Raw genomic sequence first — 17,028 nt, 5'->3', positions numbered from 1 at the left:
AATCGGGTAACAATCATTTTAATTTGAAGATTTCGGTGCCGGCCAGTAAAAAACAACCCAGTCCATAATCTTCAAAATCGGGTGTCTTATCATAGCCGACCGGCTGGCCATCTTTTGGTTCTTTACCCGTTCCCTGTACATAGCCCAACTTACCGTCGGGATGCACCGCTTCTTTTGTCATCGCGTTCCAGGCCTTCGTGATAACAGGCAGGTAGGTTTTTTTATCCAGCACGCCGTTATTAATTCCCCATGCCATTCCATATGTAAATAAAGAAGTACCACTGACTTCTTTCCCGCCAAAATGATTGGGGTCATGAAGACTTACATTCCAGTAACCATCTTCCCGCTGAATAGCAGGCAAAGCTGATAATAAGTCTTTAAAATCCTGCAGGTACTCGTTATAGTGCGAATCTGTTTTTGGCAATGCCTCCAATGTTTTGGCAAGTGCAGCCACTACCCAACCATTGCCGCGACTCCAATAGCAATCTTCACCGTTGGGTTCTTTATAGGGTGGCACAAAATCTTTATCCCGCCACCAAAGTTTATCGGCGGCGTTATACAAACCATTGCCGCCGTGTTTGTATTTGGTAAAAGCATACATCTCATACATCCTGTTGAAATAACTGGTATCGTTGTACAGGTTTCCCAGCTTCACAAAAACCGGCATGGCCATTTGCAGTGCATCGATCCAGTTCCAGTCATCGACCTTGCTGGTCAACTTCATGGAGTCGATAGAAGCCTTAATATCTCTTACTCTTTCGGGATGCTGCTTGTTGTCCAGCAAATACATATCGATATAGGTTTGACCGCAGCATTGATTATCGGCATTCCTTGTTTTGACACCACCACGCAAACCCCATTTGTGTTTCTCACCCCATTGCAATGCATAATCATAATAGGCCTTTTGTTTGTCAATAGCATATAAGGCCATCAGCCCTTCGTAATACACAGCCCTGGTCCAAATATTGGAGGGTCTTTCAATATTGGTGAAAATAGGTTTGCCGGCATCCGGCCATTTATCCATGAAATATTGGTTGGTCAGACGTAATACTTTAATGATCTTCTTTTTTGAAGGAAGTTTTTGTGCTTCAGCCTGTAAAAGAAGTGCGGATACAACCAGCAACAAAAGAAATTTTTTCATCAGGCAATTAGTTTATTTTATCCGGCAAAATTTTTAGTGTAAATATTTCTTCAGCTTTCCCGGCTTCAATTCTCTCAGAGCAGTTATCACAATTTCAGCATTCAGCTCTGCCCCTTCTATATTGGTATGTGTATGATCAGCGGGGAAGAAACTCTTTACTTTATCGGCTCCCAGTTCTTCATATCTTAACGCCACCAGCTCATTCAGGTCAATGAAAAAAGCTTTTTCCTGCTCAGCTATTTCTTTGGCCCATTTAGCATAGCTGTCTGACGAACGGGTTACTTTACCATCTTTCCAGTTGTCACGGGGAACAGGCGAACACACAATGGCAATAGCTCCTTTTGCTTTTGCGTCACGGATATATTTTCGCATATACCAGCCATAGGTATAAACAGTCTCCTGTTTTTTTAGAATAGGATTATAAATATCTTTCGACTCATCACCAATTCCCCGGATAGTTCCTCTTGCACGGGCGGTGTCATCCAGTGGTCCTGCATCATTGTGACCAAACTGCATGATCACATAATCACCCTTTTTTAATGTCTGTAAAATTTTGTCCCAACGACCTTCGGTAATAAATGTGCGGCTGCTTCTCCCGCCAATAGCGTGGTTTCGGACACTGATCCGGTTGGTATCAAAATATCCCGCTATAAAACTTCCCCATCCCCACTGCTGATTTTTACCGGTGCCATCCCCATTCCTGACTGTTGAATCGCCAATAATATAAATCACAGGTTTCCCGTTCTTCCATACTACGAAGGAAGAAAGCAGCAGGGAAAGGCATGCTATAAAAACGAGTTTAAGTTTCATTGGCTGACTATAAAATGTTTTGACCATACAAAAATTGAGTGTTGAATAGGGAATAACTCTTCTTTCTAAATGATTATCGCTAGCCCTTCAATCGTTCTTCATGTTCGATTCCCTGGGGTTGTGATGTTTTTTTCTCTTCTTTTTTCCTGATATCCAATTTTAAATTATTGAACTTCCACCCCTCTGTCATTTCCATAGTTCCGATCACATCAGCCAAAATAATGCTATTGGAAAAAATAAAGTTTTTCAGTGTTGATTGTTCCAATCCTGCTGCAACAAATGCATTCCTGGCATGTGTGGCTTTAATATTGCTGATATAAAAATCTTTTGCTTGGGGAATTCCTTTGGATGCCGGTGTTACTTTTTGCAACATCGCTTTCCAATGTGCGGGCACGGAATCATAATTATAGCCCTTGGGAAGTTCGGAATAGCTATAGGCGGGATACCAGTTTAAATTAAACTGGAACACGTTATTCACTGAATCGAGAACGGAGTTGAGAAAATAAATGTCTTCTATAACTCCGCCACGAGTGGTTGCTGATTTCAGCCGCAGACCGTTGTCGGTGTTCTTAGCATAAAGATCCGTTGCGAGTATATGACGGATGCTGCCGCTTGTTTCACTGCCTAATGTCACCAGGCCCGCACCCCGCCTTGCAATACTTTTACGAATGACTACATACTCAGTTGGCTTATTCACCCGGAGGCCATCCCAGTCCCTGCCGGATTTCAAACAAAAATTATCATCGTTGCAATCAATATCGCAGTTTTCAATCAGCACCCAGCTTGAAGAATCTACATCGATACCGTCTGTACTGGGCCCGCTGCCATCTTCATTGTTTTTGATAATAATTCCATCTACGGTGAGATATTTCGAATACAGTAATTGCACTGTCCAGAAACCGGCGTTTTTAAAGGTGAGATTCTTGATGGTGATATCCGACGAATTTTGAACCAGCAGTGTACGAACTCTTTTTGCATCATAATCCACGATCCACCGGAGCCCCTTTGCATCATACTCTTTCCGCATGGCCCAATATTTATCCCAGCAAAATTTTCCCCTCGCATTGATAATGCCTTTGCCGGTAATGGCGACGTTCTTAGCATCGACAATATTGATCAATGCTGCCGGCCAGCTGGTTTCAATACCCGCAATCCGGCTTTCCATTTCGGGGTAATCGGTGAAGTTTTGCGAGCCCAGCAGCAAAACGCCTTTATCGATATTCAGTTGCACATTGCTTTTGATAAACAGCGCACCTGTTACATAGGTTCCCGGTTTGAAGTTCACCACGCCGCCACCTTTGGCGGCACAATCATCTATCGCCTTTTGAATATAAATGGTATTGATTGTGGTGCTGTCACTCTTTGCACCATAGTCATTGACATAAAATATTTTTTTAGATGCGGGAAATGATCTTGCACCCACTCTATTGACCCATGCCGGCATTTTAAACTGGGTAAATGCGAACAAGCTGGAAAAAATAAAAACCGGCAAAAGGATAATTCGTAACATGTTGATTTTTGGAACTGGTGATAATTATTAATGCGGGACTATGGTAGTTTCCCGAAAAGTTTTATTTCCCTGACCAGGGATATTGACATAAAATAAGGGAGGAGACACTATATAATTGACAAGCATTCTACGGCAATTTTAAGTGGGATGAAATTAGCTATTTCGCATTGTCCGTCCGTCCTGAAGTATCCTGATTAGGTTTTTGAATGAATGTGATAGAGTCGACCTTATCGACTTTGAAAGGGTCTCACGAACGATAAACATTAAGACTTTTCCTTTTACATTGTCAGGCCATGTGTGCCTTGCAAATGTGCTTACATCTGTGTGATGGCTAATTTTTATCTAATAATTCCTTTAGTTTCTTCTTCAATATTTTTTTGTCTGGCAGATATAGTTGATATTTTGAAACGAAAATTTTATTTGTTATTCCCCTGATGGCGTACTCCACCGTTACATCGTCTTTATATTTTGAAAGGATGATGCCGATAGGCGGATTGTCGCCATCAACATTTTGTTCGGTCTCAAAATAATTCAGGTAAAGATTCATCTGTCCGATATCGCTATGCTCTACCGATTTTATTTTAAGGTCAATTAGTACAAAGCATTTTAAAATCCGGTGATAGAAAACAAGGTCAACCCGGTAATGTTTGTTGTTAAGCGTAATGCGGAATTGCCTGGCAATAAAGGCAAAGCCTTGCCTAATTCAAGAATGAACTTTTGAAGGTTGTCAATAATTTTCTGTTCAAGGTGTTTTTCTGAATAGCTGTGATGGTCTGGATGTTTAGAAACTCCAGCACATAAGGATCTTTGGCAACATCAGTATCGGCTTCAATAATCTGTCCTTTGGCAGCCAACTTCATTACACTCTTTGTGTTTTTGCTTAACGCTATGCGTTCAAATAAAGCAGCGTCCATCTGGCGGCGAAGTTCTCGTACCGACCAGCCTTCTTGTATTGCAGTTTGCTGGTAAAAACTGATTTCCATTTCATCAGTACATTTCAGCAACTCGTAGTAGTGCGACCAGCTTAATTGGTCTGACACTGTCAGTCCAATTGCTTTTGCAGACTTCTTGTTTTTTTGGTGTGACATTGTCACACCAGATTTGCCAAACGCCTGGTAAATCTTAAACCGTAAAAAGAATAAACGCATATAAGTGAGCTGACTGCGGCTAAACCCTTTTCCTAAATCTCTTGTCAGTTCCTTTGAAATGTCAAGCAGCATATTCCTTACCGAAGTTTCATCATATTGCTCGGAATGCTCCTTAGCAACAATCAATCTGCCTACATTCCAGTAGGTAATCAGCAGTTCGGTATTGATGTTTCTGACAACATTATGTCTTGCCTGTTCAACCAGTTGCCTGATTTCTTTTAATAGGTCGTTATATTTAGGCTTGGATACTTTCACAGTTGACAAATATAGATAAGTGATTATTGCTTCTCAAAATATACCTCAGGGTAATATCATTTTTATTTCTTTTTTACGCCGGGGCTGGTGTTTCTTCTCACCAACCCCACTTGTTGTAGTAAGTGGCTTAACTGATCTGTGTTATTTATATATAGCCCAGCAATTCGTCAAGTGTTCCGGTTCAATCATCAAAGAGTTGAAAAATCATTTTTATTCTTATCATACCTTACTGAATAAAGCTATAAACATATTTATCATGAAACGTTTATTTTGGATGCAGCATCCTATCATCCTGATGGTTTTGTTTTTAACCTGCAACGGCCGTCAGATCCCGGGAAACATCAACCAGGACAAAAATTGTATCAACCTCGAACCTGGCCAAAAAGGATTTATACAATTGGCAAAAAAAGATGAGCCTGGTGAACCGTTGGTGATTCATGGAAAGGTTATTGACCGAAAGGCCAATCAGCCTGTCAGGGATGCTTCCCTTTTTCTTTATCAAACCGATTCCTCGGGAATCTACAATGCTTCAGGCGGCCCGGACGATCAGGCGAGGATCAGAGGAACTGTACATACCAATGAAAGCGGTTGCTTCAGGATAAAGACCATCTTACCCGGCGATTATCCCGGACAAAAAAACAGCAGACATTTACACTATGTTATCAATGCAAAAGGATTTAAAGAAATAAAGAGCATTCTTTTTTTTAAAGGGTTTACGACCCCCAACATCACTGGCCAGGGACCATTTTCAATACTGGATATTAAAAAGGAAAAAAATGGCGCCTGGATTGGATCAATCGATATAAATATGGAGCAGGCTGATAGCGCAACCCGATAAGATCCCGAAAGTAGCAATGTAAACTACAGTTCCCGCCCGGAGTCCATCGCCCTGCTTGTGTATAGCGGACTCCGGACTTTGCAGTAATTTCTTCTTTACTCTTCGCATTGGCACATCATAAAGACATTAAATTAAAATATCCGTTACTCAACCGCCCAATGTCCCATGGCCCACTCACCGATCCGGCACGGAGACTTGGACATGAACGAAACGGGAGGAGGCCTGGGCAAGTAACAGTATGTCATACCATCCGCCTAATATTCTTTATTAGCTTGTTGTCTGATGTCCATTCGTTTACTTTTTAGTGTAACCCTATTTCAGGACGAGACAAACAAAAAGCTGAGAATTTGTTCGTCGCCCGCCATATGCACCAATGTTAGGGGTATGGGTTTTCAAAGTCCAAATCTCTCTGGCAAATAATGAGTATCGACGCCTTCACCATAGTGAACATCTCTGTTTTCACGTTCGGTCATAAAGTCTTTTAATCCGTGATATGGATGATTTTCCTTTTTCTCTTCGATTTTATACTCAACTTTAAATGTTTTCCAACTAAAGTCCATGTCAGGACCAGAAGTTAAAAGAAGTTTTCCTTCCTCTTCTCTATATTTTGGAGATATATATTTTCTAATTTTTTCAATCATAAGGTTTGCTGCTCTTGTCATCTCCAATACAAGGTCTTCTACGAGAGAAACGTGATAGTCAAACCTTTTTAATAACTGATTATATAGTTCTGGATTCCATTCTCTGATTTTATAAAATTTTCTCGTTCGAATAGTTCTGTCTTCATCCGTCTCTTCTGCGCGGGCAATAGCATCTTCGTCTGCATATTCATGAAATACTTTGAGGAAATCGTTTAAAACGTTCTTCAAATTGAAGATTGCAATTTCTAAGTCTTCATACCTTTTTGGCCAGAATCTTGAAACAATAAAATCTGGTATCTTTTGAAGTTCTTTCAGCTTTAGATAACCAACTGACGGCTGTCCATGGCTTATCAAAGAAGATGTCCAATTATTCCAATTGTCAAAGTCAAACATTTTTACAATCGTGTCAATATTAGATGCATAGCTTAACTCGTCTTTTTCTTTTTCCTTGTCAATATGCAAACTTGCTTTTACCCATTCTTCATGTTGTTTCTTTATTTCCTTAAGTTTTTCAACTGTATAAAAGTTTGGTTGGTCGTCAACTATCTTATGATGTTTTCTACATAGCAAGATAAGGTTATCATATTTGTCCCTTTCGTCTGGTGTCAATTCGGAAATGCCTCTTGGCCCATCTTCGCTTCTGGCCACAATGTGTGCTTCGTCACCAATGATAGATTCATCATCAGTTTCAGTTTCATCTGCAATCAAGTCATGGTGACAGTCCGGCATAGCACATTTATTTCCAGAACGGCCCCATAATAGCTTATGTGTTTTTAGAAGGATGCTCATAAGATTATCGCCAACTCATAAATTTATGCCCTCCCTTCCATCAAAGCAAGAAAAACGACTTTTGATTTTCAAAGAGATAACATTGTCCATTTTTATTGTTAAGGCGTAAATACAATTTTGCTAGCTTAATAACCCGCCCATTCATTTTAATAAAATCTCCAATTCATTCCTACTGATCCGCAGCACCGTTCCATGCCGGATGCCCTTTGGCATTTGTATTTGTTCTGAAATATCATTCCAGTTGACAAGATCTTTGGAAGCAACGGCACCATACCGGTGATCCATGTATTTATCAAAATAAACGATCCACTGGTCATTGATGCGAACAGCCGTCGGTCCCTCGGCCCAATAATTACCAGTGATGGGTGTAGCAGGTTTGTCATAACCCCCGGTCAGTTTGGAGCTCGTGGCGATACGGATATTTTTTTGCGGCGGATATCTTGTTTCATCTTTCAGGAACATCACAAACTTTTTTCCCACAGGTACAATGCTCGCATCAATTACATTAAAGCCCTGGTCGTATAGCAATTTTGTTCTACTGAAACGCCTGAAATCTTTCGTGGTCACATAGTAGAGCCGGTGGTTGTATTTGTCATCACCTGCCGTATCACCCGCCGCAAAACGGCCGGGTATAGTCGTGGCCCAATAGATCATGTACTGCTTTTTCTTTGCATCATAAGTGATCTCCGGCGCCCAGCAATTTCTCGCCGAATCTTCCTGCGCCATTACCGGGATGAACTGTTGCTCACTCCAGCGGATAAGATCCGGCGAAGAAGCGTAACCAATGCCTTTATCATTCCAGCTCACGGTCCATACCATGTGAAACAATCCATCCGCTCCACGGATGATGCAGGGGTCCCGCATCAGTTTATCTTTTGCTACCGTGGGTTTTAAAAATGAACTGTCATTTTTCAGCGCTGTCCATTTCAGTCCATCATAACTATATGCCAGGTGCAGACCATCTTCGCCATTGTTTTTGAAATAAGAAAACAAATAGACATCATCAGGCTGCTGCGCCATTGCCTGCAGTGAAAGCATTGTAATAAATCCAAAAAGCCATTTCATCATTTTTATATTTTATTGAAGTTTTTCAATCTCGTCCCATACCCGCCGCACAACCGGGATTCCCCGAGCTTTATTCTTTTCTCTTGTTTGCAGCACTCTTTCGCCCGGGTAACTGATGGAAGTTTTGTTGTCCTGCGGCAGGGATTGTTTGTAATCGTCAAGAATATTTTTAATTAAATCCGGAATAGCCGAATGATTGGGCAATACCGAAATCTTAATGGTGACAAATACCTGCGATAATCCATACTCAACTTCCCGCTGGCTGACGGCATGTGTTGCTGAGCCACCTGAAAGAATGGTAGCCAATATGTCTAACAGCAGGGATAATCCGGCGCCTTTCCAATAACCTACTGGTACCGGCCGCCTTGACTCGAGTATAGCCGCCGGATCATTGGTAATATTTCCGTTTTTATCAAACCCACCATATACCGCTAATTTTTCGCTCTTCATCGCTGACAGCTCCATGGCGCCAAATGAATATTGCGACATCGCCATGTCCAACACGATCGCTTCCTCCTGGTAAGGTATTGCTATCACCAGTGGATTATTGCCCAGCCTTGCATCCATGGCGCCCCATGCCGGCATATTGGCAATGGTGTTGGTCCAGCCAATAAATACATATCCTGCCTTCGCCGCCTGCCAACCATACGTTCCGCCACGCATCCAGTGATTGGTATTAGCCAGCGATACGCAACCAATGCCGTTTTCATCGGCCAGTCTCATGGATTGATGGGTCGCAAATATGGCATTCGTGATACCGGGCGCCAGGTTACCATCCCATTGCTCAATGCCCCCAAACTTATGCCTGCATTGCGGAGAGGCGTCTTTTTTCACAAAGCCTTTTTGCACATATTCGATAAACCGGGCAAACCGATTTACACCATGTGTATACACCCCGTCTACACTATTGCTTGTAAATACTGTTGCAATTTCACGAGCCCTGCCGGCTTCAAACTTATTTTTCAGCAATATTTTTTCGAAGCAAGCATGCATGGCTTCAGCCTGCACCATGATAATATTGGATGAATCACTCATACAAGGATTTGAGCTGGAAAGATAAATTATTGCTGCAAGGTAACAGCCATCAGTACGGCCCCCTTCCGACTTCCCCCCTTAGGGGAAGCCTCCAACCCACAGACACCGATATCCGAAATTTCATTATTAACATTGAATGACTTCTTTAGGGAGCTAAGTAATCACAACTGCATATTCGACCTAAGTCTCCCCTTTTCCTTCGACTTCGCTCAGGACGGGACAGGGGTTTAAAACATCTTCTTCAACCCTTCCCATCTCACTTTCCATGTTTTTGGAAAGCCGGTATTGATTTCTTTATCTGCATCCGCACCTGTACACATCAATGCTACTGCACTTAACACTCCGCCATTTCCGGGCAGGTAAATCGTTAAACGATCATCCTGGTAATTATGTCCGTTGATTAAATAAGTGTTCGTTCTTACCGGCATCAATAAAGCATTCACCGCTTCTTCGGGCATGTGCAGGCGGGCAGCGGTCATGGCCATCAGCGGATAATCCCAACCCCATGTTTCGTTCCAGTTCCATTTTTGCAACACGGTGTGATACGTATTTTTCATCACCACTGTATCCAAACCATTTGCAGCAGGAATGGTACTGTACGCTCCCAACACAGCCGGGTGATCCGTTAAATATTTTGATCCTGTTTCATAACAATCGGGTGTACTTTCTGCCGCGAGATAAACACCATTGACCTGCGGGAGCGGTGCGAGGTTTTTGATGATCTCATCCCATCTCTTTTCTCTTGGCAAACCTGCACGTATTCTCCATTGTTGCGCCACTTCCAGTGCCCAACTCCAGTACGATAATTCATAAGTTGGGTTGAATGTGCTTACTGCATCAAAACATTCCTGTGCCGGGATCAATCCTTTACCAAGATTATATTTTTTTGTTTGCTGATTATAAGTTGGAAACGATGCCATGAAATCTGCCGTAGCAAACAACAGGTCTTTGTATTTAGTGACCGTTTCTTTCGTTGGCTTACTTCGGTACAGCAACTCAGCCATGTAAATAAAATGCGGTTGTTGCCAGATGAGGAATGCACCAACCGACGAGGGTGCTTCGTCACCATTATTATCCGTCATCTTCTGCCAGCGCAATCCATCAAAGCCTTGTCGTTTGGCAATCAGCCTTGCTTTTTCAGCAACAGTAAAATACCAGTCGAGACTTTTTTCCATCAGCTCCGGCCGGCCCCATTGTGCAAAATGTACGGCGTGCCACCAATGCATTTCCAGATGAGGTTTTCCATACCAGCTATTATAGGTTAAGCCTGTTTCCTGCGGTGGATATGCTGAAGCGCAATTCACTTTGGTGAGGTACTGCGATAACACCACTCTTCTTTCCAATTCAAATGCACGTTGATCATTGACGGCGGAGAAATCTACTGCACCGCCGCTAAGCCAGAATTTTTTCCATGCTTCACTGCTTGCTTTGCTCATAGTTTTAAAACCCGTCAGCACCGAAAGCTCTTTTTTTCCTTCAAACAAACAAGTCAGCTCATAACTGTTACCCTTTAGATTTTCGGGTGTGATCAAAAAATAATGTTTGCTTTTTTCTTTGAACAAAGATTTGTCCGACCAATAAAGACTTGTCTTATATTTGAAATCATCCAATGTCCTTTCAATGAAAACACTGTTATGTCCTGGTTTTGCTACAGAAGAATGTGCTTCTTCTTTCATCCAGTAATTACCCACATCTTTGAACTGGCCGTTTGGATAAGGAAACTTTACCCTGATGCTGATCCGTTTCTCTTTCAGCAATGGCGATTCAATTTTGAATGTCACTGCATCTTCATGTGGACTGCAAACAGTTTTTATTTCCACCGGCATATCTTCAACTGTAAAGGAACTGCTGATGATACCTGTCCACAAGTCCAGTTGCTGATTGATGTTTTCAATATCTTTTGCTGTTGCAACTGACCCATCTTTTTTGACAATCTCCATTCCAATATTACCCAACTGCAAACGATGTGGATTCACACGAAAATATTCAACCGCTTTCCTACATCGTTCCGGTTCTTTTAACTGAACAGTGTAAGAAATTTTTCTTCCTTCAAGGTCGTACATCTTCTGTGCTTCTTCTACCTTCAGGTTCTCCGTATTGGCAAAGCTGTGCCAGCCCCATACCGATTGTGTGCCCAGCGGCACACCATTGGCATACGCATCGGGAAAGCTTTGCATGCCTGTTGCATCAACCGTAAAAGCGAAGTTGCCATTGCCCACAGTGAGTGAAGAAAGCGAATCGATCTTATTCACTTTTACATTGTGGCGTTTCACCACTGCCTCACGGTTGATGGGTTGTGATTGAACCACAAAGGCAGAGAGACACAGAGCTGTAATAAAGAGAAAAGAAGTTTTAAAATACATTCATTAGAGTGTTATAAGGAGCCATCAAGTTTATAATGCCACTTTCAGTTGAACAGTTATTGGCTCATCCCTGTCGCACACTACCTCACCATTCAAATACTTCAATTCAGCTAACTGTATCACACTTCGTTTATCATCAAATGATCCTCTGGCTGCAGGATTTACTTTACTCCTGCCGGGATGTGTGAAGTAATACACAAAAGCACGGCCACCATTCACCACTACATCACAATGTCCGCCAATAGCCTGGTCATCCTTTCCTTTGCCGGGATTTTCAAGAATACGTGTCGATTGTTTTTTCCAGGTTAATAAATCATCCGAAGAATATACCTCCATTCCTTTCCATGCATCTACAATCATAAAATACTGCTGCTGCCAGTAAAATACTTTTGGTCCTTCACCCCTTGTATCAATCGCTTTTCCTTTATCTACCCAGTTGTATAAATCTCTACTGTCGGCATAGTAAATACTCTTGCCATCTTTCTCATTGTTGTACCACATCCGCCACAACGTGTCATTCACTCTGTAAACAGAGGCATCAATTACCTTTTCATTCACCAGTTTAAGCGTTGATTGATAATCCCAGTTACGCAAATCCTTACTCGTTAAGTGCACAATCACTCTCGGATGGTTCCAGTCTTTAAATGTGCCGGGCACATACGTTAGATACATGTGATACGTGCCGTTGTGTTCAATTACATCAGGCGCCCAATGTGTATAACCGGCATCGGGCCGGTAATTGATATTGGCTGTATCAACATATTTCCATTTTACACCATCCTTACTCTCTGCGATACCAATTCTTGTTCCGTGTACCCATTGCACAGTTGAGTCTTCTATCGAGGCACGACGGTTGGTGTACAGCATCCACCATTTCTTTTTGGCTTTGTTGTAAATGATGACGGGATCGGCAGCGCCATGATATACCGGATCATCATACAATGGTTTGGGCGCACTGTTTTTTTGTGCTGAAGCTTCATAAAAAAACAGTACAATAAAGACAGGCAGGATATATTTTAAATTCATACTCATTATTTCAACGGAATAACTGTTACCGGCCCCAGCAAACCCGAAGGCAAGGGCTTCCACGCTGATGCATCAAACAAACCGTTCTTTACGTTTTCTTTTTTGCGTGCAGGCATGTTGGTGTTGTAAAATATTTTCCAGGGAAGATTATTACGATCCATGTATGAAATACGATTCGCCATCAAGTTCGCAACAATTATTTCCAGTTTATTATTTGGCTGAAAAGCAGAAGCAGGTATTACACACTGAAATGTTGGCCCGATCAACGTAGCAATCTTTTTCCCATTTAAAATTACTTCAGCGGTTTCATGTACTTTGCCGAGATCAAGCAGGTATGCGGATGATGTACCCGATGGCTTATTGAAATTAATAGAATACCCCGCAGTGCCGGAAAAATCTGAATATTCACTTGTATCAAGATCTGACCAGGAGTATAATTCATTGGTAATGATTTTTGTAGGAATCACCGGCCCTCCGTTTAAAAACTCAATAGTCCATTCTCCTGTTATAGATTGTGGTTCTCCAGCCGCAACCAAATAAGGAAATATTGCACCTGTCTTTTTAACATCGTATGACTGAATAATAACAGACTCATAAGGCAGTAATTGCAGCAACACTTCTGTTTCACCTTTATCATTCTTTCTCCGTTTTGCCAATCCGTTTTTACCTGTCATAGGATTAAACAAAGCAATAGAAACCGGTTTTTCATTCAATGTTATCCAGTCACTAAAAGAAGAATTAGTCTGGTTATTAATAAAGGAAGCCCTTCCATCTATATTCTTCCGCCGCAATACAGATAGCCCCTTTTCAGCATAACTTTCTTTTCTTGCTTTTACCCGACCAAGCAAAATATCCAGATCATCGCTGACAATAAACCTGCCTTTGCCTATTGCTGCCTTTTTCAAAGCACCCTTTTGTACAAAATTAAAACGGCTCTCTACCGGGTAAAACTCTATCCACTCTGATCTTTTTATTGCATTACCCGGAGCATTTATAGGTGATTGTTTATAAAAAAGAATAGTGGCGCCCCTTTTGGTCAGTTCGAGAAGCTTCTGAAGCGATTTGGGAGGAACCAATTTAGCTGCAGGCAATAAAATAGTTTTATAACTATTCCCGCCAGTTACTATTTTATTTTCTGAAACAGTAAAATTCTGAAGTTGCCTGTCTGAGAAAAAATCAAACCCATATCCTTTCTCCAACATCCATTTCGATACATGTTCAAAATCGGTGTTCTCAAAATTTTTTTCCATGCCGTCAAAATGTTGCAGTAATGCATTGCCGGGTTCTGAATAACGGTCAGCAATAGGATAATACAACAACACATCGTTATCCGGTTTACCTTTCTGCAAAAAACTCTGTACTCTTGTGATGTAAGCGTTCAATGCATGAAAATCTTTCCACTGAGGATTGGCAGGTTGAAAATGTACGGCGGCATAAAACAACCAACCCGGCCATGCTGCCTCTTTTGGTGAATAAGCTGTACCGTGATAAAAAATATGATTCACTCCGCCAAGAAAATAAAGATCGATAGCCTTCTTCACATCACCCCATGATGAAAGAAAGTGTTCATTGAGCCAGGTAGCAGCTTCAGCCGATACTAATTTTTTTCCGCTTACATTGGCAGCAGAAGTGGCAAACTTGAAGCGAAGTATATCGTTGCCTTCCGTTTCAGGAATATCTACTACGCTATACAAATCCAGTGTATTGCCCGGTGAACCATGAGATTGATTGCGTACTATTTTATTCTTTCCTGCCGCCCAGTTCTTCCAGGCAATGGTAAAATGTTCCAGCAATAATTCATCAATCACAGAGCGGTAATCGTAAATAACACGGCTATTTTTGTCTGCACTATCTTTTCCAAACAATGCCGGCAAATGATCTTCTAATGCATAGCCTTTTCTTTTTTTGAATTCAGTTAATAAATTTTCAGTCCAGTTCGCTTGTCCTTTTGCATCATCCACTTCATATGAATCATTAAAGAAAGAACGCAGATAAGAAATATCATATCCTTTAAATGCTTCATCAAATTTTTTAAAATAATTTTTTGCTGCTATTGAGGAAAAATGATCAATGGCATAACCTTCACCGCCGGGAGCAGCTCTTTCCACCATTTTGCCGTGCAAGCCTTCAAACAATGCATACAATGTCCAGTGACTGTTTGCTGATGGCGCTACCCAATTTAGCTTTCCATTTGCATCTACCGAGTTCGCTAAATCGAGAGGTGGTTTCCCTTCTGCATAAGCCATCAATTTTTTCAATGGCAGCTTTCCGGGATATTGTATTTGATCCAATGCCAGCGATTGCAAATTTTTATTTGTATAAACAGGTTTGAGAATTGTATCTATTGCTGCAGGTTTATTATTTGCTGTTCTTACCAATGCTTCTTGTTTGTACTCAATGGATTCTTTTAATTGTTCGCCCGTATTAACCGTATAAATTTTATAATAAATCGTTTTGCTGACATTATTATCTTTTACCCACGGCCCGCCAAAAGGCCAGCCGGTTCCATTGGCAAGGTCAACACCGATTCCTAACCGTTTGGCTTCTTTCAATGTATGTTCCAGCATCTGCATCCATTGAGGCGATAAAAAATTGATGAATTGTTTTTCATAACCTTCCACTCCGTAGATAGGCGTGAGTTCAACACCACCTAGTCCTGCTTTTTGGTATTGCTCTAAATTCCATGTAAGATCAGCTTTGTTCACAGCGCTTCCTTCCCACCACCAACGTGTCCATGGTTTGGTTGTATTGGTTACCGATGGCCAGGCTAGTTGTGCTTTTACGGAAATGCATTGCATTGAAATCAACCATACATAAATGACTTGCCGCAATCTTGTGTATTTAAAATTCATCTATCGCTAATATTTTATAACCTGAGATACAATGCGTACCTACGGCACGCTAAAAAAATTATTTTGATTTTTTCTACCCGTCTGTTGCCCTGATGGGACAATCATTTTGCTACCCACCTGTTGTCCCTACGGGACAAATCATTCAATTTTGACCTTTCTAATTTTTTCTACTAATATCTTGTCCCTACGGAACAATCATTCACTCTGCACTTTTCACTTTTGACTTCTGACTTCTGACTTTTCTTCCACTCATAATTCCGCCGCATAGACGTTCTCTATGCCTTCAAAGTTTGCACGAAAAATTACCCACTTGCCATCGGGACTGAAATGTACATTCGGTTCCAGCTTGTAATTATGATGTTTCATATTCACCAGCCGGGTTGAAACAAAATGATCTCCCTCCGGTTTGAATAAATAAATCCACCGGCCGTCCTTCGCTTTTGCTACCTGGCCGGGATCTCCGCCATCACCACAAAATAGCTTATCATCTATGCTGCTGTTAAAATGAATGCTCCACTCATCCCGTTGTAACTGATATTTTATTTTTTGTCCCGTTTTTATGTTATGCCCCTCTACAAAAAACACCTGGCCGCGGGGTTGCTGCAAATCATACCAGATGGTTTTACCATCGGCACTGATCCACTCATGCCCGGCAATTTCCATATCCATCATGCGTTGGTGAATCTGCGTCACCTGTTTTGTGCTAATATCAATTGTCCAGATCCGGTTTACTTTATGCCAGGGACCTTCGTGGCAAAACATCAGCAGCCTGGGATCAGTCGTAGAAAATTGAACATGATTAAGCCATGCACTGTCGGTAAATAATTTTTGCAGCTTACCGGTTTTGATATCGATTGTAAACAATGTCCGTGGCAGCTTGGCTTCATAAATCAAATTAAAATAACTGCTCTTGTTCGGGTTGTTCTTCAGTATCTCCTTTTCTTTTTCACTCGCCTTAGCGCCTGCCAACAAGGTTCCGTCTGCATTCACCGTGGTAATACCTGCTTTAAAATCATTGGGAAAAACATAGATGAGTTTGGTCTCTTTCGTCTTCGCGTTTACGCTATATACTGAGTCTTTGATTTGGTAATAAACAATACCTGCTTTGTTATCAACGATCTCACCATTCATCGGTGATACATGATTGGTCAATTGCTCCGACTTCAATGTGTTCAGATTAAGTAAATGAATTTGCCGGTTGGGGGAAACAACACTGGAGATTTCCTGTTTGGCAACACTATCTACATTATTCCTGTTGCTGCTATAAAACACCATGGAGTTACCAATGAAAGGATTGTTGTGGAAATAAAAGCTGAGATTACTTTTTCCCTCCAATCGTGTTAAACGGATCACTTTGTGTTTCGTGTCTTTATCGATCCATTCATCGGGCATTTTCTGCCCCCCGGTTTCCATAACCGGCTGGGCTGTCGACTCAATACTCAAGCAAACCGATACCAGAATACTTTTGCCTATAAAAAATTGTCTCAACATTTTATTCTGTTTATGATATCATCAGTCTATCAATCCAATTTCAATAAGGTTGTAACGGATTTTG

The 17,028-nt window shown here is 41.5% G+C and carries 13 protein-coding genes; 1 reads left to right on the top strand and 12 read right to left on the bottom strand.

Features of this window, described 5'->3' with window-relative positions:
* Nucleotides 1–13 precede the first annotated feature (13 nt).
* The 5 genes from ACFEL9_RS13320 to ACFEL9_RS13300 form a co-directional block, all read right to left on the bottom strand.
* A complete protein-coding gene (locus ACFEL9_RS13320) occupies nt 14–1,141 on the bottom strand; it encodes a glycoside hydrolase family 88/105 protein (RefSeq protein ID WP_385890750.1) in 1,128 nt (375 codons plus the stop codon).
* 33 nt (nt 1,142–1,174) lie between these two features.
* Nucleotides 1,175–1,951, bottom strand: a complete 777-nt coding sequence (locus tag ACFEL9_RS13315) for a rhamnogalacturonan acetylesterase (RefSeq protein ID WP_385890749.1) — start codon at nt 1,949–1,951, stop codon at nt 1,175–1,177.
* A gap of 79 nt (nt 1,952–2,030) precedes the next feature.
* Nucleotides 2,031–3,461, bottom strand: a complete 1,431-nt coding sequence (locus tag ACFEL9_RS13310) for a glycoside hydrolase family 28 protein (protein ID WP_385890746.1) — start codon at nt 3,459–3,461, stop codon at nt 2,031–2,033.
* Between the two features lie 331 nt (nt 3,462–3,792).
* The gene (locus tag ACFEL9_RS13305) at nt 3,793–4,125 is read right to left on the bottom strand and encodes a PDDEXK nuclease domain-containing protein (protein WP_385891494.1); all 333 of its coding nucleotides are present in this window, start codon (nt 4,123–4,125) and stop codon (nt 3,793–3,795) included.
* 34 nt (nt 4,126–4,159) lie between these two features.
* Entirely contained in the window at nt 4,160–4,864 is a 705-nt protein-coding gene (locus ACFEL9_RS13300) for a DUF1016 N-terminal domain-containing protein (RefSeq protein WP_385890743.1), read from the bottom strand.
* Nucleotides 4,865–5,120: 256 nt separating this feature from the next.
* Here ACFEL9_RS13300 and ACFEL9_RS13295 point away from each other — a divergent pair, with 256 nt between their 5' ends.
* Entirely contained in the window at nt 5,121–5,702 is a 582-nt protein-coding gene (locus tag ACFEL9_RS13295) for a dioxygenase family protein (RefSeq protein WP_385890740.1), read from the top strand.
* Nucleotides 5,703–6,094: 392 nt separating this feature from the next.
* On the opposite strand, the gene ACFEL9_RS13290 is transcribed toward ACFEL9_RS13295, so the two are convergent.
* The 7 genes from ACFEL9_RS13290 to ACFEL9_RS13260 form a co-directional block, all read right to left on the bottom strand.
* Entirely contained in the window at nt 6,095–7,132 is a 1,038-nt protein-coding gene (locus tag ACFEL9_RS13290) for an HNH endonuclease (protein ID WP_385890737.1), read from the bottom strand.
* A gap of 141 nt (nt 7,133–7,273) precedes the next feature.
* Nucleotides 7,274–8,200, bottom strand: coding sequence for a glycoside hydrolase family 43 protein (locus tag ACFEL9_RS13285; RefSeq protein WP_385890735.1), 927 nt, complete (start codon nt 8,198–8,200; stop codon nt 7,274–7,276).
* Between the two features lie 9 nt (nt 8,201–8,209).
* Nucleotides 8,210–9,232 (bottom strand): 3-dehydro-L-gulonate 2-dehydrogenase, encoded by a 1,023-nt coding sequence (gene yiaK, locus ACFEL9_RS13280; RefSeq protein ID WP_385890732.1) that lies wholly within the window; start codon nt 9,230–9,232, stop codon nt 8,210–8,212.
* A gap of 227 nt (nt 9,233–9,459) precedes the next feature.
* Nucleotides 9,460–11,595, bottom strand: coding sequence for a hypothetical protein (locus ACFEL9_RS13275; protein WP_385890730.1), 2,136 nt, complete (start codon nt 11,593–11,595; stop codon nt 9,460–9,462).
* A gap of 30 nt (nt 11,596–11,625) precedes the next feature.
* Nucleotides 11,626–12,627 carry a family 43 glycosylhydrolase gene (locus tag ACFEL9_RS13270; protein WP_385890728.1) on the bottom strand — a complete coding sequence of 334 codons (1,002 nt, stop codon included), beginning with the start codon at nt 12,625–12,627 and terminating at the stop codon, nt 11,626–11,628.
* Complete coding sequence (locus ACFEL9_RS13265) at nt 12,627–15,452, bottom strand: glycosyl hydrolase (RefSeq protein WP_385890725.1); 2,826 nt, start codon at nt 15,450–15,452, stop codon at nt 12,627–12,629. Before ACFEL9_RS13265 ends, ACFEL9_RS13270 begins: the two co-directional genes overlap by 1 nt.
* A gap of 270 nt (nt 15,453–15,722) precedes the next feature.
* On the bottom strand, nt 15,723–16,964 hold the full coding sequence (locus ACFEL9_RS13260) for an oligogalacturonate lyase family protein (protein ID WP_385890722.1): 1,242 nt from the start codon (nt 16,962–16,964) through the stop codon (nt 15,723–15,725).
* Nucleotides 16,965–17,028: the final 64 nt, after the last annotated feature.

The sequence above is a fragment of the Terrimonas alba genome (assembly GCF_042434975.1).
GTDB classification, from domain to species: Bacteria; Bacteroidota; Bacteroidia; order Chitinophagales; family Chitinophagaceae; genus Terrimonas_B; species Terrimonas_B alba.
This window is presented reverse-complemented; position numbering and strand designations above follow the sequence as displayed.

Bases quoted from the DNA above. Each gene is read 5' to 3' on its own strand.
- ACFEL9_RS13270 (WP_385890728.1), bottom strand. From the start codon at position 12,627: ATGAGTATGAATTTAAAATATATCCTGCCTGTCTTTATTGTACTGTTT.
- ACFEL9_RS13290 (WP_385890737.1), bottom strand. From the start codon at position 7,132: ATGAGCATCCTTCTAAAAACACATAAGCTATTATGGGGCCGTTCTGGA.
- yiaK (WP_385890732.1), bottom strand. From the start codon at position 9,232: ATGAGTGATTCATCCAATATTATCATGGTGCAGGCTGAAGCCATGCAT.
- ACFEL9_RS13295 (WP_385890740.1), top strand. From the start codon at position 5,121: ATGAAACGTTTATTTTGGATGCAGCATCCTATCATCCTGATGGTTTTG.
- ACFEL9_RS13275 (WP_385890730.1), bottom strand. From the start codon at position 11,595: ATGTATTTTAAAACTTCTTTTCTCTTTATTACAGCTCTGTGTCTCTCT.
- ACFEL9_RS13285 (WP_385890735.1), bottom strand. From the start codon at position 8,200: ATGATGAAATGGCTTTTTGGATTTATTACAATGCTTTCACTGCAGGCA.
- ACFEL9_RS13260 (WP_385890722.1), bottom strand. From the start codon at position 16,964: ATGTTGAGACAATTTTTTATAGGCAAAAGTATTCTGGTATCGGTTTGC.
- ACFEL9_RS13310 (WP_385890746.1), bottom strand. From the start codon at position 3,461: ATGTTACGAATTATCCTTTTGCCGGTTTTTATTTTTTCCAGCTTGTTC.
- ACFEL9_RS13320 (WP_385890750.1), bottom strand. From the start codon at position 1,141: ATGAAAAAATTTCTTTTGTTGCTGGTTGTATCCGCACTTCTTTTACAG.
- ACFEL9_RS13315 (WP_385890749.1), bottom strand. From the start codon at position 1,951: ATGAAACTTAAACTCGTTTTTATAGCATGCCTTTCCCTGCTGCTTTCT.